General features: G+C 59.4%; 13 protein-coding genes. 4 read left to right on the forward strand and 9 right to left on the reverse strand.

The features are described from left to right. Positions 1–205: 205 nt before the first annotated feature. The gene (srmL, locus tag ACWR1S_RS02280; RefSeq protein WP_454562286.1) at positions 206–1354 is read left to right on the forward strand and encodes a PheS-related mystery ligase SrmL; all 1149 of its coding nucleotides are present in this window, start codon (positions 206–208) and stop codon (positions 1352–1354) included. Between the two features lie 120 nt (positions 1355–1474). Here srmL and ACWR1S_RS02285 read toward each other — a convergent pair whose 3' ends face one another. Both ACWR1S_RS02285 and rep read right to left on the reverse strand, forming a co-directional pair. Next, entirely contained in the window at positions 1475–2047 is a 573-nt protein-coding gene (locus ACWR1S_RS02285) for a xanthine phosphoribosyltransferase (protein ID WP_034152041.1), read from the reverse strand. A 59-nt stretch (positions 2048–2106) separates the two neighbouring features. Then, entirely contained in the window at positions 2107–4116 is a 2010-nt protein-coding gene (gene rep, locus ACWR1S_RS02290) for a DNA helicase Rep (protein WP_454562287.1), read from the reverse strand. Positions 4117–4378: 262 nt separating this feature from the next. Here rep and ACWR1S_RS02295 point away from each other — a divergent pair, with 262 nt between their 5' ends. Beyond that, complete coding sequence (locus tag ACWR1S_RS02295; RefSeq protein ID WP_454562288.1) at positions 4379–6052, forward strand: putative bifunctional diguanylate cyclase/phosphodiesterase; 1674 nt, start codon at positions 4379–4381, stop codon at positions 6050–6052. Positions 6053–6159: 107 nt separating this feature from the next. Here ACWR1S_RS02295 and ACWR1S_RS02300 read toward each other — a convergent pair whose 3' ends face one another. Next, positions 6160–7557 (reverse strand): NorM family multidrug efflux MATE transporter, encoded by a 1398-nt coding sequence (locus tag ACWR1S_RS02300; protein ID WP_454562289.1) that lies wholly within the window; start codon positions 7555–7557, stop codon positions 6160–6162. A 158-nt stretch (positions 7558–7715) separates the two neighbouring features. Here ACWR1S_RS02300 and ACWR1S_RS02305 point away from each other — a divergent pair, with 158 nt between their 5' ends. Then, entirely contained in the window at positions 7716–8636 is a 921-nt protein-coding gene (locus ACWR1S_RS02305; protein ID WP_454562290.1) for a LysR substrate-binding domain-containing protein, read from the forward strand. A gap of 184 nt (positions 8637–8820) precedes the next feature. Then, positions 8821–10797, forward strand: coding sequence for a methyl-accepting chemotaxis protein (locus ACWR1S_RS02310; protein WP_454562291.1), 1977 nt, complete (start codon positions 8821–8823; stop codon positions 10795–10797). Positions 10798–10809: 12 nt separating this feature from the next. Here ACWR1S_RS02310 and ACWR1S_RS02315 read toward each other — a convergent pair whose 3' ends face one another. From ACWR1S_RS02315 to ACWR1S_RS02340, 6 genes are all read right to left on the reverse strand, one after another. Then, positions 10810–11523 carry a phosphocholine cytidylyltransferase family protein gene (locus ACWR1S_RS02315; protein WP_454562292.1) on the reverse strand — a complete coding sequence of 238 codons (714 nt, stop codon included), beginning with the start codon at positions 11521–11523 and terminating at the stop codon, positions 10810–10812. Between the two features lie 7 nt (positions 11524–11530). Beyond that, entirely contained in the window at positions 11531–12151 is a 621-nt protein-coding gene (locus ACWR1S_RS02320) for a gamma-glutamyl-gamma-aminobutyrate hydrolase family protein (RefSeq protein ID WP_454562293.1), read from the reverse strand. Continuing rightward, positions 12148–14463: a PEP/pyruvate-binding domain-containing protein gene (locus ACWR1S_RS02325; protein WP_454562294.1), complete on the reverse strand. Its 2316-nt coding sequence runs from the start codon at positions 14461–14463 to the stop codon at positions 12148–12150. Before ACWR1S_RS02325 ends, ACWR1S_RS02320 begins: the two co-directional genes overlap by 4 nt. Positions 14464–14469: 6 nt before the next feature. Beyond that, positions 14470–15219, reverse strand: a complete 750-nt coding sequence (locus ACWR1S_RS02330; RefSeq protein ID WP_454562295.1) for a class I SAM-dependent methyltransferase — start codon at positions 15217–15219, stop codon at positions 14470–14472. A gap of 2 nt (positions 15220–15221) precedes the next feature. Beyond that, on the reverse strand, positions 15222–15764 hold the full coding sequence (locus ACWR1S_RS02335; RefSeq protein ID WP_454562296.1) for an adenylyl-sulfate kinase: 543 nt from the start codon (positions 15762–15764) through the stop codon (positions 15222–15224). Positions 15765–15836: 72 nt separating this feature from the next. Further along, positions 15837–17009, reverse strand: a complete 1173-nt coding sequence (locus tag ACWR1S_RS02340; protein WP_454562297.1) for a hypothetical protein — start codon at positions 17007–17009, stop codon at positions 15837–15839. Positions 17010–17235: the final 226 nt, after the last annotated feature.

Below are 17235 nucleotides of genomic sequence, written 5' to 3' on the forward strand. Positions count from 1 at the left end.
TATTTTGGCTTTTTAAGACTCAATTCTTCTGTCTTGTTTTGTGGGATGGGTGGTTCGGTTATTTAAGTGGATTGCGTCTGTAGGCCTGTTCTGAAAGTTGTAAATTCAAGGTTTTTAAATTGTGGTGAGAGGTGTTGTCTGGTTAGGTTTTATTTGTGGGTCTTGTTTTTTGGGCTCATGCCAACCATAAATACAGGGGCGCAAAGTGCATATATCAAAGAAATACCTGACAGACGCATCTGTCCATCAAGCCTTACTTCTGACTGACTTAACCGAAAAGAGCCATCCCGAACACGCTGTCCGACTATTACTGAGTGAAGTCCTTCAGGGGCTCGAAGAAAAGGGCTGGCCCCGAGCGCAGTTGCAGATTGGCCCAAGGATTGCGTCCGCAGAAGAAAACTACGGTTTGCTGGGTTACGACCCGGCAGAAATTACCCTTGGCAGCGAGCACACTCGTTGGGTCGATGAGCATTCGCTTTTGCGAACTCAGACCACGAGCCAGATTCCCGCGGCGCTTCAGCAGGCCGCCGAGGTTCGTCAGCCGGGACAAGCCATTTTGCTGGCAGCGCCAGGCATTACCTTCAGGCGTGATAGCCGAGATCGTTGGCATTGCGCCGAGCCGCACCAAATGGACATTTGGGTATTGGGCGATCCAGAACTGGCATCCCATGAGCATTTGCTGCGTCTTGTTGGCGATATTTTGCAGTCGGCAGTTCCTGAAAAATCCTGGGTTTATAGCGATAGTCCACATCACTACACCGAGGGCGGGATTGAAGTGAATGTGTTGAATGATGGCGTGTCGGTTGAGGTTCTAGAGTGCGGGCGTATCGCGAAGTCGCTGTTGCAGCGTTTGCAGATTGATCCTCTGCACCATGGCGGGCTCGCTCTTGGGATGGGGCTGGATCGCCTGACGATGTTGCGCAAAGGCATTCCTGATATTCGTTTGTTGCGTGATCAGAATGTGCGCGTGCAGGCGCAGATGCATGATCTGGGTCCCTGGACTGCTGTGTCTCGTTTGCCGTCGATTGCCCGCGATATCTCGTTGGCGGTAACGCCGGGATTGAGTGAAGAGGTATTGACCGAGAGGATGTTGCAGGCGGCAGGGGATTGTTCTGGATGGATTGAGGAGATGCGAATCAAGGGGCGGTGGCAACGTTCGGATTTACCTGCGCAAGCCATTGAGCGACTCGGAATGCTGCCGGGTCAGGAAAACGTGCTTTTGCATGTGGTGCTGCGTGATTGTTCGCGCTCAATTACTACCGGCGAGGCGAATGCCTTGTATGCGGATATTCAAGCTGCAATGCATGAAGGGGTGCCGGGGGCGGGGTACAGAATGGATTTGTCGAAGGCTTGAGACTTACCTGTGGGAGCGAGCCTGCTCGCGAAAGCGGTGTATCAGTCGACCAAGATGTCGACTGACCCTAAGCATTCGCGAGCAGGCTCGCTCCCACAGGGGCATTGCGGTGCGGCTGGTTTATTCGATGAAGGTGACAACGCCACCCGTCAGCGATTTCACGCGGGCCAGCGATTCGACGCGGTAGCCCTGCGAGTCCAGCTCGGCGCGGCCGCCCTGGAACGACTTCTCGATGACGATGCCCAGACCGGCAACGGTCGCGCCGGCCTGTTTGATGATCGAGATCAGCGCTTGCGAGGCCTTACCGTTGGCCAGGAAGTCGTCGATGATCAGCACGCGGTCGCTGCTGGTCAGGTGGCGCGGGGAAATGGCCACGGTGCTTTCGGTCTTCTTGGTGAACGAGTACACGGTCGCCGACAGCAGGTTTTCCGTCAGGGTCAGGGACTGTTGCTTGCGGGCGAAGATCACCGGCACGCCAAGATTCAGACCGGTCATGATCGCCGGGGCGATGCCCGAAGCTTCGATGGTGACGATCTTGGTGATGCCCGAATCCTTGAACAGCGAGGCGAATTCGTCGCCGATCAGCTTCATCAGGGCCGGGTCGATCTGGTGGTTCAGGAAGGCGTCGACCTTCAGGACCTGGTCGGAAAGCACAATGCCTTGTTCGCGGATTTTCTGCTGCAATGCTTCCATGAAGCTGTCCTCTTTTGGCGCTTGGTGCGCCGAAGGTCTAGTAAAAAAAGTGGTCAATTCTAGCGCTTTAACATCGCGCGTATATCAGCCAATGCGCTGTTGCCGCGCACGACTTTGACTTCGGTGGGTGTGTCGTCGTTGCCTTCCCAGGCCAGATCGTCCGGTGGCAGCTCATCGAGGAAGCGGCTCGGCGCGCAGTCGATGATCTCGCCGTATTGCTTGCGCTTGGCGGCGAAGGTGAAGGCCAGGGTCTGGCGCGCGCGGGTGATGCCGACGTAGGCCAGACGGCGCTCTTCTTCGATGGTGTCGGCTTCGATGCTGGAACGGTGCGGGAGGATTTCCTCTTCCATGCCCATGATGAACACGTAAGGAAATTCCAGACCCTTGGAGGCGTGCAAGGTCATCATCTGCACGCCTTCGGCGCCGTCTTCCTCTTCCTGCTGACGTTCGAGCATGTCGCGCAGGACCAGTTTGCCGATGGCGTCCTCGACGGTCATTTCGCCTTCTTCGTCCTTCTCGAGGGTGTTTTTCAACGCCTCGATCAGGAACCAGACGTTGCTCATGCGGTAGTCGGCAGCCTTGTCGCTGGAGCTGTTGGTGCGCAGCCAGTTCTCGTAGTCGATGTCCATGACCATGCTGCGCAGCGCCGAGATCGGATCTTCGCCAGCGCACTGCTCGCGCACCTTGTCCATGAAGCGCTTGAAGCGCGACAGGCGATCGGTGAAGCGGCTGTCCAGATGTTCGCCCAAGCCGATTTCGTCGGTGGCGGCGTACATCGAGATCTTGCGTTCGGTGGCGTAGTTGCCGAGTTTTTCCAGAGTGGTCGAGCCGATTTCGCGGCGCGGCACGTTGATCACCCGCAGGAAGGCGTTGTCGTCATCCGGGTTGACGATCAGGCGGAAGTAGGCCATCAGGTCTTTCACTTCCTGACGGCCGAAGAAGCTGTTGCCACCGCTCAGGCGATACGGCACCTGATGGTGCTGCAATTTCAGCTCGATCAGCTTGGCCTGATAGTTACCGCGATAGAGGATGGCGAAATCGCTGTACGGACGGTCGGTGCGCAAGTGCAGGCTGAGGATTTCCATGGCCACGCGCTCGGCTTCGGCGTCTTCGTTGCGGCAGCGGATCACGCGGATCTCGTCGCCATGGCCCATCTCACTCCACAGCTGCTTTTCGAATTCGTGCGGGTTGTTCGAGATCAGCACGTTGGCGCAGCGCAGGATGCGACTCGTCGAGCGGTAGTTCTGCTCGAGCATCACCACTTTCAAGGACGGATAGTCGTCCTTGAGCAGCATCAGGTTTTCCGGCCGCGCGCCGCGCCAGGCGTAGATCGACTGGTCGTCGTCGCCGACCACGGTGAACTGGTTGCGCGTGCCAATGAGCATTTTCACCAGCAAATATTGGCTGGCGTTGGTGTCCTGATATTCGTCGACCAGCAGGTAACGGACCTTGTTCTGCCATTTTTCGAGGATGTCGGCGTGTTCTTCGAAGAGTTTTACTGGCAGCAGGATCAGGTCGTCGAAGTCCACCGCGTTGAACGCTTTCAGCGTGCGCTGATAGTGGGTGTAGACGATCGCGGCAGTCTGTTCCTTGGGATTACGCGCGTTTTCCAACGCCTGAGGCGGCAGGATCAGGTCGTTTTTCCAGGCGCCGATCATGTTCTTGATCTCGTCGACGCCGTCTTCGCCCGCGTATTCCTTCTGCATGATGTCGGTCATCAGGGACTTGACGTCGGTCTCGTCAAAAATCGAGAAACCGGGTTTGTAGCCCAGCCGCACGTGTTCCTTGCGGATGATGTTCAGACCGAGGTTGTGGAAGGTGCAGACCGTCAGGCCGCGTCCTTCGCCGGCGCGCAACAGTGTACCGACCCGCTCTTTCATCTCGCGCGCGGCCTTGTTGGTAAAGGTCATGGCGACGATGTACTGGGCACGGATGCCGCAGTTCTGGATCAGGTGCGCGATTTTGCGCGTGATCACGCTGGTCTTGCCGGAGCCAGCACCGGCGAGCACCAATAGAGGGCCGCCGACGTAGTTCACGGCTTCTTGCTGCCGGGGATTGAGTCGGGACATACGAAAATTCGGGAGTCGTTGACGAAATGGGCCGGCATTTTAACAGGCTCAGAGAATTGTGCTGCTCTCTCCGACTTGTGACGTACCACGCGATTCAAATTTGCCGGTTTTGTTACTTTCGCGGAGGATGCGCGGTGATTTTGCGGCTAATGTTCTCATTCGTGACACAAAATAACGTTTTGATAACCGTTGTCATTTGGTCATTGAACGGCGCAACGGCATAATGCCCCGCCCACATCTTTGCAGAGTCTAGGGAGCTAGCTTGTCTACGCCTGTCGAACCCTTGCGTTTGCTGCTACTGGCCGAAGAGCCAGCGTGGACAGCGTTATTGCGCGAGTGTCTGGCTCCGATGGGGAGCGCGGCAGTGCTGATCAGCGCGCCGAGCTGGGACTCGGTCAGCAGTTTGTTCGAAGACAACCGCCACGCGGTGTTGTTGACCCTTCCGGCATTGCAACCGGCACCGGGCCGCTGCAGCCTGCCGACGGTATTGTTGCTCGAACACGAACCGGACACCGCGCCGGTTGGCGTCAGTGACTGGCTGGTGTTCGACGCCCTTGACGCCGGCATGCTGCGCCGTTGCCTGCGCCATGTGCGCGAACGCGGCGTTCTCGAAAACACCCTGCAACGCCTCGCCGAACAGGATCCGCTGACCGGCATCGCCAACCGTCAGGGTTTCCAGACCTTGCTCGCCGCGCGTCTTGCGGAAGGCGATGGTCGCGGCCTGGCCCTCGGCCATCTCGACCTCGACAACTTCCGCCACGCCAACGATGCCCTCGGCCACCAGGCTGGCGATCGGCTGATCCTGCAGGTCGTGGCGCGGCTAAAAAGTCAGCTGGAAGCGGGCGATCAACTGGCCCGTCTCGGCAGTGATGAATTCGCCTTGCTGATCGACACCCGCCGCGCGCCGCAGCGCGCCGAATGGATGGCCGAACGCATCACCGAAGCGCTCGCCGAACCGTATTGGGTCGATGGCGAGAGCCTGCTCATCGGCTCCAGCCTCGGCATCGCCCATGCCCGCGCGCAGGGCGGCGCCGACCCGCTGATGTGGCATGCCCACATCGCCATGCAGCAGGCCAAGAGCACGCAAGGCTGCACCTTTCACATCTTCAACGAACGCATCAACCGCAATGCGCGGAGCATGGCTGACCTCGAAAGCGAGCTGCGCCGGGCCTTGCGTCGTGATGAGCTGGAATTGCATTACCAGCCACGCCTGAATCTTGAGGACGGCCAAATTGTCGGCCTCGAAGCGTTGGTGCGCTGGCGCCATGGCGAACGTGGTTTGCTGCCGCCGAGTGAATTCGTGCCGTTGGCCGAGCAGAGCGGATTGATTGTGCCGCTGGGTTACTGGGTGATTTCCCGGGCCTTGCGTGACATGCAGGCGTTGCGTGAGCGTGGTCTGCCGGCGCTGCACATGGCGATCAACCTGTCGTTCCGCCAGTTTCAGGACAGTCAGCTATTACCGACGTTGAGCCGGTTGATCGTCGAGCGTGGCGTTGAGGCGCAGTGGCTGGAATTCGAACTGACCGAAACCGCGGTGATGCGCCGCAGCGATCTGGTCAAGCAGACCATGGACGCCCTCGGCCGTCTCGGCGTGCGTTTCTCGCTGGATGACTTCGGCACCGGGTTCTCGTCGTTCGTGCACCTCAACAGCTTGCCAATCACTTTGCTGAAGATCGACAAGAGCTTCGTCGGCGGCATGGAGCAGCGCGAAGAGAACCGCAAACTGGTGCACGCGATGATCAATCTCGCGCACAACCTGCATCTGGAAGTGGTCGCGGAGGGGGTGGAAACTCCGGAGCAACTTGAGCTGCTGCGCGGATTTGGTTGCGATCAGGTGCAGGGTTATTTGATCAGCCGGCCGTTGCCGTTGGCGGAGTTGGTTGAGTACCTGACCTTCGGCTCAAGCCAGCAGTCAGCCCTCGAAATCGTGAGCTGAACACATAACCAATGTAGGAGTGAGCCTGCTCGCGATAGCGGTGTGTCAGAAATGATGAGTTGTCTGACACACCGCTATCGCGAGCAGGCTCACTCCTACAAGGGATCTCAGTCGGTCTGCGGGACAGTGAACTGACTTGATGACGCAGGCTCCAGCCGAATCATCCGCTTCATCTTCCACTCGAACGCCAGCGTCAAACTCACCGCCGCACACGCCAGGCCCAGCGCCAATCCCCACCAGACGCCCGTCGGCCCCCAGTTCAAATGGAACGCCATCCACCACGCCGCCGGCGCGCCAATCAACCAATAGCAAGCGAGCCCGACCAGAAACGTGGTTTTCGCATCCTTGAGTCCACGGATGCAGCCCATGGCAATCGTCTGCGTGCCGTCGAACAACTCAAACCATGCCGCCACTGCCAACAGGCTCACCGCCAGACGAATCACCTCGGCAAACGCCGGGTCGTTGTGATCAAGGAACAACCCGACCAACTGATTCGGCAGCAACCAGAACACCATGGCGAAACCCAGCATGACCACGGCGCCAAAGACGATCCCGACCCGCCCGGACATCCGCGCATCGCTCAATTGCCCGGCGCCGTAATGCTGGCCGACGCGCATGGTGATCGCATACGACATGCCCGCCGGCACCATGAACGCCACTGAGACGATTTGCAGGGCGATCTGGTGTGCGCCCAATTGCGTGCTGCCCATGGTGCCCATGCACAATGCCGCGAAGGCGAACAAACCGACTTCGACGGCATAGGTTCCGCCGATTGGCAGACCAAGACGCCAGAGTTCTTTCAGGTACTGCCGATTCGGCCGCGACAGGCCCGCGCGCAGCGGATAAGCGTCATACGCCGGATGCCGACGGATATGCCAGGCCAACGCGAGTGCCATGCAATTGGCGACAATCGCCGTGACCAGGCCGATGCCCGTCAGGCCCATTTTCGGCAGACCGAACATGCCGGTGATCAGCGCGTAATTGAGCAGGAAGTTGGCCACGGTGCCAGCGAGGCTGATAACCATCACCGGGGTCGCCCGACCAATCGCACTGGTGAAACCGCGCAAAGCCATGAAGCTGAGGTAGCCGGGCAGGGCGAAGGGCAGGGCGATCAGGAATTGCCCGGCGGCGTTGACGTTGGTTTCGGTCTGGCCGAACAGCAGCAACACCGGTTTCAGGTTCCACAGCAGCAAACCGGCGCCCAGCGCCATCAGCCACGCCAGCCACAGACCGGCCTGAGTCAGCCGTGCGGCGCCGATGATGTCGCCGGCGCCCTTGCGAATTGCCACCAGCGTGCCGACCGCCGCAATCACGCCAATGCAGAAAATCGACACAAACGAATAGCTCGCCGCGCCGAGACCGCCGCCCGCGAGGGCTTCGGGACTCAGGCGCGCCATCATCAGGGTGTCGGTCAGCACCATCAGCATGTGCGCCAACTGTGAAGCGATCAACGGCCCTGCCAGCCGCAGAATGGCCCAGAGTTCGGTACGCACAGGATGCTGCATGGTCATCACCACTCGATTTCAGAGGGAACAGGAGACCGTCGATTCTCAGGCCTTGGCAGGCTTTGCACAAAGGGATAAAAAGGATGGGTGGCATGATTAAAACTCATGCTGATCAGATTCTGTCAGTCCGGCTGCATCCCGCTATAGGAGCTTTCTGTATGTCTCGTCGTCTTCCTCCCTTGTATGCCCTGCGCGCATTTGAAGCGGCGGCGCGACATAGCTCGTTCACCCGTGCGGCGGAAGAGTTGTCGATCACCCAGAGTGCGGTCAGTCGGCATATTCGAACCCTGGAAGATCATTTCGCTTGTCGGCTGTTCCATCGCAGCGGGCGCAATCTGCAATTGACCGAAGCCGCGCGTTTACTGTTGCCCGGAATCCGCGAAGGGTTCAGTGCGCTGGAGCGGGCCTGTAATACCTTGCGCGCCGAAGACGACATTCTGCGCATGAAGGCGCCGTCGACCCTGACCATGCGCTGGCTGTTGGCGCGGCTCAGTCGCTTTCGCCACTTGCAGCCGGGCAACGAAGTGCAACTGACCAGCGCCTGGATGGATGTCGATTCGGTGGACTTCAACGATGAGCCGTTCGATTGCGCTGTGCTGCTGAGTGACGGGCATTTTCCGCCGGACTGGGAGGCCAGCCTGCTGTTTCCTGAAGAGCTTATTCCAGTAGGGGCGCCGAACCTGCTGAATGATCAACCGTGGGATCTGGCTCGGCTGGCCTGCACCGAATTACTTCACCCGACGCCGGATCGTCGCGATTGGCGCAGTTGGCTGGAACATATGGGGTTGTCTGAGCAGGTGTCACTTAAAGGCGGGCAGGTGTTCGATACGCTGGAGTTGGGCATGATCGCGGCGGCTCGCGGTTACGGGGTGTCGATGGGCGATCTGTTGATGGTCGCCGAGGACGTCGCGCAAGGACGCCTGAGCCTGCCGTGGCCAACGGCGGTCGCCAGCGGATTGAATTATTACCTGGTGTGGCCAAAAACCCGTCCGGGAGGTGAACGTTTGCGTCGTCTCAGCGACTTCCTGCAAGGCGAAGTCCGCGCCATGGAGCTGCCAGCGGTTGCGCGCTTGAGCTGAAACGTTCGAGCCGCCACAATGGCGGCCTTGCGCCATACCCACGTTGCGCGCTCAAGTATTCGGTTTCACCGCCGACTATGAGCAAGTGGAACCGTCGTGCCGGTCTCCACGATTCACCCCCACTATTAGAAAATTATCCGAGTCGAGATCAAGGAGGATCCCGTGGCTCGGCCAGGAGCTGTCCATGTCTCAACCTCGCGCTCGGATCGCCTCGCAGCTGGGCCTCGCGCTCGCCGTGATACTGGCGATTGTCATCAGTGGCAGTACAGTGTTCGCCCTGCGTTCGCTGGATTCGGCCAACCTCGCCACCCGTGAAGAGCATCTGGCCAGTGAGGCGCGGCTGTTGGCCGACCAACTGAGCACCTTCCACGGCACGCTGCGGGAAAGCACCCAGCGTCTGAGCGGGTTGTTCGAGAAGCGCTTCAGCGCGGGTTTGAGCATTCACCCGAGTGAGCCGGTAGCGGTGGCAGGCACCCAGACCCCGGGTTTGCACCTGGGCAGCGAAGTGCTGAACAACAACTTCAAGGAAGTCGACGAGTTCAAGCAGATGACCGCCGGTGTCGCCACGCTGTTCGTGCGCAGCGGCGAAGACTTCGTCCGGGTCAGCACCTCGCTGACCAAACAGGACGGCACGCGCGCCATCGGCACCTTGCTCGATCACGCGCACCCGGCCTACGCGAAGCTGATGGCAGGGCAGGGGTATGTCGGTCGCGCCTTGCTGTTCGATCGTTCCTACATGACTCAGTACACGCCAGTGCGTGACGGCAGCGGCAAGGTGATTGCAGTGCTGTTCGTCGGCTTCGATTACACCGACGCGCAGAATGCCCAGTTCGATAACCTGAAGCGCTTCCGCATCGGCCAGACCGGTTCCCTGGCGCTGCTCGACGAGCAAAACAAATGGCTGGTCGCCCCGGCGGGTGTGCAGGCGCTGGATCAGGCGATTCCGCTGATCAATGGTCTGGCGAAAACACCGGGCAAAGGTCAGTTCTGGGACGACAAGTCCGAGGATTTCTACAGCGTTGCCGTGCCTTTCGACGGCGGGCCGTGGTCGGTCGTGGCGAGCATGCCGAAAGCCGAGATTCGCGCGGTGACCTGGAGTGTCGGTACGCAACTGGCAATCGGCAGTCTGTTGGCGATGCTGTTGGCGGTCGGGTCGGTGGTCTGGCTGCTGCGCAGCAAACTGGCGCCACTGAGCGACCTGGTGCGTCAGGCCGAAGCCTTGGGCGCCGGTGATCTGAGCGTGCGCCTGAACGTGTCGAGCAACGACGAAATCGGCCAGTTGTCGCGCGCGTTCAACCAGATGAGTCAGGCTTTATCGACCATGGTTGAGCACATCCGTCGCGCCTCGCAAGAAGTTAACAGCCGTGCGCAGGCGTTGTCCGGTTTGTCCGGCGGTGCTTATGAGGGCATGGAACAGCAGTCCGGCGAAATCACCAGCATGGCTGGCGCGGTGGAGGAGTTCAGCGCGACCTCGCTGAACATTGCCGACAACATGGGCGCGACCCAGCGTCTGGCGCAGGAAAACGCCCAGCAAACGCAGATTGGCCGCAGCTCGATGGAGGAAGCTTCGTCCTCGCTGGAGCAAATCGCTGGCGCCTTGAACAGCACCGCCACCGTGATCAACACCCTCGGTCAACGCTCCCAGGAGATTGGCGGCATCGTCGGCGTGATTACGTCGATTGCCGAACAAACCAACTTGCTGGCGCTCAACGCCGCTATTGAAGCCGCCCGTGCCGGCGAGCAAGGTCGCGGCTTTGCCGTGGTGGCGGATGAAGTGCGCAGCCTGGCCTCGCGCACCCGTCAGGCCACCGATGAAATTTCCAGCATGATTCACAGCATTCAGCAGGAAACCGGCAACGCGATCAGCACCATGGAACAGGGCAATGTGCTGATGCAGGAAGGCTTGTCGCGCAACGCCAATGTTGCCTCGGCGCTGGCGCGCATCGATGAGCAGAGCCGTTCGGCGGGTCAGCAGTTTGCCGCGATTACCACGGCGACTCAGGAGCAGAGCAGCACCGCGACCTTGCTGAGCAGTAACCTGCAAAGCATTGCGATGGCCAACAGTGAGCAGCGCGAAGTGGTGTCCAACCTGGCCGTGACCGCCAAGGAACTTGAAGGTCTGGCGGCCGAACTGCGTCAGGAGGTTGACCGGTTCCGTTAAGGCGCCGGTACCTTATTGATACACCGAGAGGTCCTCACTGGAGTCGACCTCTCCCCATTCGCCGGTGTAGGCGACAGCTTCAATTGGCACACGACCGGCATCGATGACGCGTTGCAGAGTGTTGGTCATGTGCATGCTGTCGCGTTGCTGCGGCGACAGTTCGGCACGCAGCCGTACGACTTCCGCCCAGCCTTCGGGCGTGAAGCGCAAAAGCCCCATGTACTGCCCCTGAACATCGTCCACCGATTGCGGTTTGTTGCCGATTTCGGCCAGCGTGTGCGTGGCGGTCAGGCGAAAGGTTTCGGCATCCAGCAACGGGTCGCCGAAACGCTCGGTCCACAACTGCAACCAGTTGGGGTCGTAGGTGACGGCCAACGCTGCGTCGCTGTTGATCAACGACTGCACCGCCACAGGGCTGTAGAAAATATCCGAATAGCTGACGATGCACGGCTGGCCCTCAAGCCAGGACTCGGCGCAGGCCAGTGATGAAACCATGTTGGTCTCGGCCCAGCGCGGGTTGTGAAACTCGCTCAGGCCACGTTCTGCCAGCAGCTCGCGCCTGTAACCGGTCACCACCGCGATGTCGCTGATACCCGCTGCCCGCAATGACTCCAGCTGCCATTCCAGCAGCGGTTTACCGCGCAACTCGACCAGACATTTTGGGCGTTCATCGGTGAGGCTTTTCATGCGGCTGCCACGTCCGGCAGCCAGAATAATGGCTTTCACTACAGGTCTATCCCGTGAATTCTTCAGTGGAATCGGTTTCGCCAAACAGTTGCTGCAGACGCTGAAGGTCGTGCGACGCGAAATCGTTCTCGCGCTCCGGGTGCCACATCCAGCCCTGCCACGGTCGTTGCAGGTGGCGGATCGCTTCGATTTCGCCGTCCTCGCTGCGCGCCAGCACCTCGAACCCGAGTGGGCAATCGGCGAGGGCGAAGGTGTGATAGCTGTTGACCTCGGCGACGATCTGCCCGCATAGCTGATGCCGGGTGCGGACATGGCCAGTGACCGGTTTCAGCGAGACACCCGACCAGTGCGCAACCATCTGCATGCCCCGGCAAATCCCCAACAACGGCAGATGGCGCGCATGGGCGTGATCCAGCAGTCTGCTTTCAGTCTGATCACGGGCCGGGCACTGACCGATGTCATTGCCGCCCGACAGCACGATGGCTTGTGGGTTAACCGCTGTCAGCCAACGATCGAGGTCATCAGGGGTTTGCCAACGGTTGGGGACCGGCACGGGGATAAGGCCTGCTGCCAGCACAAACGCGATCAGGCGCTGATCCAGCGCGTCACGGCTTTCGCCGCGCTCAGGGTGCATGTCGACACGTTGACTGATCGCAACCACTTTCATGACATCAACTCCACTCGGCGCCCCGGACAATCGAGGTGCAGAAAGTCTGCCGTCGACCATCGACGGTAGAGCACTTCGCCAGCGCCAATCACCGCCGGCAGGCCAAGCTCACCGGCACGTATCGCCATGTGCGAATTGGCCCCGCCCCACGCAGTGATCAGCCCGGCAATCGGGTAGGCGAACAGCCAGTCAAACCCCGGATCGGCATTGGGAATGCAAACAATCGCCCCGGCGAGTTTTTCCCGGTCATCACACAGCACCACCGGCGCGGTCACGCGTTTTTGCGTAATGAAATTGGGCGCCGTTTCCGGCCACTCGAAACACCAGACATCTTCTGGGCAGGTGATCACCGGCGGTAGCGACACCTTGAGCGTTTCGGCGTAACGCGCCTTGCCCTGTTCGATGCTGCGCATCAGCACTTCCTTCGGATCTGCTGCGGCGACATGCAGCTCCTGGAAGGCGCTGATGTCGCAATAGGCCAGATCCTCACGATCAATGCCGTACTGCGCACCGACCTGCGCGATCAGCGCCAAGGCATCGGAGAGGTTACGCGTGAAGTGAAACTTGGCCAGCTCGCGCAGCTCGATTCCGTTCTGCAGGAAGTCCAGCAATCCCACCGGATCAGGCTGCAGGCCATGGGCCTCGAGCTGTTTGACGATTTCGCGCATCTGCGGCAGCGTCAGCGAAAACGGTCGCAGCGGTTCCGGCGCGGCGGGGCTTTGCGTCCAGTCGAAATACAGCTCTGGCGCCTCGTCGTAACGCGGCGAGAGGATGTCGTAAGTGCCCGGTCGCAAATGCCCGTAACGGGCGAGGAACGTGGTTTTGTCGAGGGTGGCGCGGTCACGGGCCAACTGACCGCTGACCGTGGAAACCCCGGCCATGAACGCATCGTAATCCGCCTGCGAAAACACGCCGACACTGACCAGCGATCGCAGCATCTGCACGGCAACAAACCCGGCGCGGGCCAGGCCGGCGAAGGGCAGGGTGCCGTAACGCTTGGCATCCTCCAGCAGCCAGTAGATGCGTTCGAGCGGATCGGCATTGGAGGCCAGCAGCTCTTCGCGACGAGCGTTGAGCACCTCTAGCTTGTTGGCATCGCTGCGCCACAAACCGTCCTTGGGGTGCACGATGCGGTTGGTCAGCTTGCGCAGACTGGTGCTGATGGCGTCCAGTTCATGCTCAAGAAAACCGGCACTGCGCAAACGTTCCAGTTGCTGCGACAGGTCGAGGGTGTAGCAGGAGAACACGATCTCGAACTCTACCTTGTCGTGCAGCGTCGGTTCCGCCAGCAAGCGATCGATGTAGTAATCGACCAGGCGTCCGGCCAGCCCTTCATCAAGGTCGGCGGGAATGAACGAGTTGAACGACAGGCGCACATCGATATACGGCAGACCGAAAAAATGCGGCATCAGCGGGAAGCTGCGCAAGTTGCGATAGCCATAGTTGTGGCGCTGGTAGGCCCAGATCGAGTCAGTCACCAGATCCCGATACAGCGAAAGCGCCAGCGGTTTGGGGCGGATGCCGATGATTTCCGCCGGGTTCCAGTCAGGCATGACGCCGTACACCGTGCGCTGACCGATCAGAAATGGGTGCGGCCGCATGCCCCTTTCGACTTTGCTCTGAATGCTTTGCAGGCGGGCGAACTGGGTGGCCGCAGATTCAGGCACAGCCGGCAGAATCAGTGGCCGGGCTTGCAGCAGCCAGAGTGTCTCGCCTTCAGCGTCGCGGGTGACCGCGAACTCGCAGTCGACCGGTTGCTCACCAAACAGGCCGAGCAATTCTTCGAGCAAAGCCACCACTGGTGCGAGCGACGCTGGCGCTGCCACTTCACTGTGCGCTGCCTGCTGCCAGAGCCGACCACCCATGCCGCCGGTGACGGCGGCGGTGTCATCGCCCTCCGACCAGTTCACCACGCGATAAGGTGCGCAGGTGTTGGGGTCGTGAGAGAAGGCCACGCCGGAGCGCGCTACATTGCCGAGCATTGGCTGAATCAGGATCTCGTCAGTCAGGTGCACCTCGCCGTAACTGGCGATGACGTGTTCGATCGCCGAGACCAGTCCAGCCTCCTCGACATTCGGCACCGACAGGAAGGCGCCGGCGAACGACGCCTGCGCACTGTCCTCGCGCCCGCAACTGGAGCGCACGATCCACGGGGCGCCCGGCAGCCGGCGCTGGATGTTCTCAACGCAGGCGCGCTGATCCAGTTGCCAGTCCGCCACCGTGAACGCCAGCAACGGCGCGATGTGCGCCGAGGCGAGCCGTCCTTGCAGGCTGGTCAGGGTGCCGGCCTTGGTTGAGAAATGCAGGGCCATCAGCGGTTATCTCAGTTGAGCAACCCAGATGTTGGTCGAGTACGGGATCTGGATCGACGGCGTCTGCAGGCTTTTCAGGTAGTCGTCGATGGCCGCGATCACTTCATGGAAGCTGGCGCCAGCCTGACGTTCCAGCGTGGCGTGCGAGCGCCAGGCTTCGAGGCATTCTTCGATCGACTGCTCGTGAATCACGCGGGCATCCAGATGCACGACCGCACCGAACAATTCGCTGGCATCGATCACGGCGGTCTGGTCTTCGCGACGGGTGCCGTAGCCATAACCGGCCACGCGCTCTTTGATGATCGCTTCGATGCGCGCCTGGATCGGGTCTTCCAGATTGCGGTGGTTCCACATGCAGGCAAACCAGCCGCGTGGCTTCAGAATGCGTGCGGTTTCCTTGAGGGCCTGCTGACGGTCGCAGACGTTGAAGGAGCTGCCGAACGTGACCATGTCGAACGCTTGTGCCGCCTGGCCGGTGGCTTCACCGGTGCCTTCGTGCCATTTGACGTTTTGCAGTTCGGCGGTGCGCTTGATGCCGTTGGCGCGCATCGCATCGTTGGGTTCTACCGCTGTGACATCCAGGCCGCGGGCGGCCAGCATCAGCGTCAAGTGCGCAACACCCGCGCCGACGTCGCAGAACTTGTCGCCTTGCTCGGCACCGGCAATCGACAGCATGGCGTCGATGGCCGCGTCGGCGTAGTCAGGGCGCTTCAAATAGGCATCGGCCAGGGTGGTGTAGTCCCATTCGGTTTTCATAGTCAGTTCCTTCCAAGAATTTTAGGGAGCAAATCATCGGCCAGGCGTTGGCTGGAGCGTTCGCGATCGAACTCAACCAGGCAGTCGGCGGCCAGCGGTTCATCAATGGCCAGGTCGAGCCCGGCAACGTTATGCAGTTCGCCCGCATCGAAACGGCGATAGATGTCCTTGGGGTCGCGGCGACGCAACTCCTCCACGGGCACCTTCAGGTAAATCTCGAAATAATTGGGCAGATGGGCGCGGTTCCACTCGTGAACCTCGCGAAACAGCGAAATCGTGGCGATCACCACGGTTTGTCCCTGTGCAGCGATCATTTTGCACAGCCGAGCGTATTGCAGAGCGAGCGCCAGGCGACCTTCGCGGCCGTGGTTTTGCGTGCTGCTGGCGGCGGCGCCAAATACCTCGCGCAATTCATCACCATCGAGCATGACGACCGAGTGTCCTTCAGCGCGCATTCGGGTAACGAACTCACCGGCCAGCGTCGATTTGCCCGCTCCTGAAAGGCCCGTAATCCAGATTACCTGTCCACCAGCATCACGTTTCATAGTGTTCTGACTTATGTTCGATTGGAATGTATCGGCAGGTTGTTCCCTCGCATGAGGTCAGGCCTGCTTTTTTTAATGTTTGTCGCGCTCGATAATGTCTCCGAAAGAGTCAACCGAGAGCGGGCAATATTTCGACTCGTGGCGGAATTCAATCAAGTCGTGGAACACTTCCTGAGGCAGTGGCAAGTCGCTGTACTGTGCCTGATAGAACTTGTTGTATATGTAATAGCTGTCTTCTTGTGCCAGCAGGCTGAACCCTAACGCCATGTCTCGGAGTTCATTGCTGCTTCTGGCGATTGGCAACAAGTTGTCCATTTGATTCAGCCAGGCGTTGACGGTGAGATTATTTTCCTCAGTTAACGGCACGTAATAAATCGGCAGTTTGCAAGTGTTGAGCATGAACGACACACCACCAGTGGAGGCATCGGTGATGACCGTGTCGCATTGTGTGTAGAAAGCCGTGCTGCTGGTGCCGGCCTTGTCGATGGTTATCCAGTCATAGGCAGACAGTTCTTCGCACAGTGCCTTTACAGTCGGATGGGAAAGCTCGGCCATGTACGGACGCAAGATGAACGTTGCGTGGGGAATTTGCGATTTGACTGCATTGATGACGGTCTGCAGGTTCTCATACAGTGTCGCCCCGTTCGGGCAGATACCCAGTTGGGTCGGCAGAAGCCCTACAACATAGTTGTCCGAAGTCTTTTGCGATGGCGGGGATGATTCGAAATTGCCGGGGATTTTCACCGGCAGCGTCGCCACCGGGCTGGTGCTGCGCATGTCCGAACGCAAGGCCAGTCCATCGATCAACATGGTTTTCAGGGCCTTTCTGTCGCGACGGTATGCCTGCAGCCCGGCCGTAATCAAATCAAAGCCTGACCGCGAAGAGGAGATGACCACATCCCAGTAGGAGGTCAATTCGGCGTAGTAATACTTGTCTTTGGTCGGCATCCCGACATTGCCGTGGCTGATGAAGATGCCAAAATTCGAGTTGTCCAGCAGGCGTCCGGCGTAGGCATCATTTGAAATGACAATCTGCGATTTCAGGCTTGCAATGAAGTCATTGCCAATCTGCTTTACCGGGAAATCGAGGAGCGCTTCGACTTCCTCCCGGCTTAAGCCGGTACGATCAGTATTGAGTACGACACAGTTGTAATTTTCTCGAAGTGATTTGAGCGCTGGAATCAGATATTCGAGATATGTTTTGCCACCGTCCGCCACGTTGCTGAGTAAATAAACATTTTTCATGATGAAGTTTTGCTTTTGAAGTTTGTTTGAATAGGGCCAATGTCAAACGGAGTCATAACGCTGGGCAAGGGCTTCTTAGTTGTCTGGGTTTGAATAAATGACCAGGTACACGCACACAAGCCAGGTTTGGCTTGAGTCATGACTACACTGGTTGATTGAGCAGCTTTGCCCGGTGAACAGTAGAAATCTTGTCCATGATGTCCCGCCTCCATTTTCACGCTGAAAA

The sequence above is a fragment of the Pseudomonas sp. AIG genome, from assembly GCF_977020205.1.

Excerpts from the sequence above, each read along its gene's own strand:
- ACWR1S_RS02325 (WP_454562294.1), bottom strand. The coding sequence starts at position 14,463 with ATGGCCCTGCATTTCTCAACCAAGGCCGGCACCCTGACCAGCCTGCAA.
- ACWR1S_RS02335 (WP_454562296.1), bottom strand. The coding sequence starts at position 15,764 with ATGAAACGTGATGCTGGTGGACAGGTAATCTGGATTACGGGCCTTTCA.
- ACWR1S_RS02310 (WP_454562291.1), top strand. The coding sequence starts at position 8,821 with ATGTCTCAACCTCGCGCTCGGATCGCCTCGCAGCTGGGCCTCGCGCTC.
- rep (WP_454562287.1), bottom strand. The coding sequence starts at position 4,116 with ATGTCCCGACTCAATCCCCGGCAGCAAGAAGCCGTGAACTACGTCGGC.
- ACWR1S_RS02300 (WP_454562289.1), bottom strand. The coding sequence starts at position 7,557 with ATGCAGCATCCTGTGCGTACCGAACTCTGGGCCATTCTGCGGCTGGCA.
- ACWR1S_RS02340 (WP_454562297.1), bottom strand. The coding sequence starts at position 17,009 with ATGAAAAATGTTTATTTACTCAGCAACGTGGCGGACGGTGGCAAAACA.
- ACWR1S_RS02285 (WP_034152041.1), bottom strand. The coding sequence starts at position 2,047 with ATGGAAGCATTGCAGCAGAAAATCCGCGAACAAGGCATTGTGCTTTCC.
- ACWR1S_RS02330 (WP_454562295.1), bottom strand. The coding sequence starts at position 15,219 with ATGAAAACCGAATGGGACTACACCACCCTGGCCGATGCCTATTTGAAG.
- ACWR1S_RS02305 (WP_454562290.1), top strand. The coding sequence starts at position 7,716 with ATGTCTCGTCGTCTTCCTCCCTTGTATGCCCTGCGCGCATTTGAAGCG.
- ACWR1S_RS02320 (WP_454562293.1), bottom strand. The coding sequence starts at position 12,151 with ATGAAAGTGGTTGCGATCAGTCAACGTGTCGACATGCACCCTGAGCGC.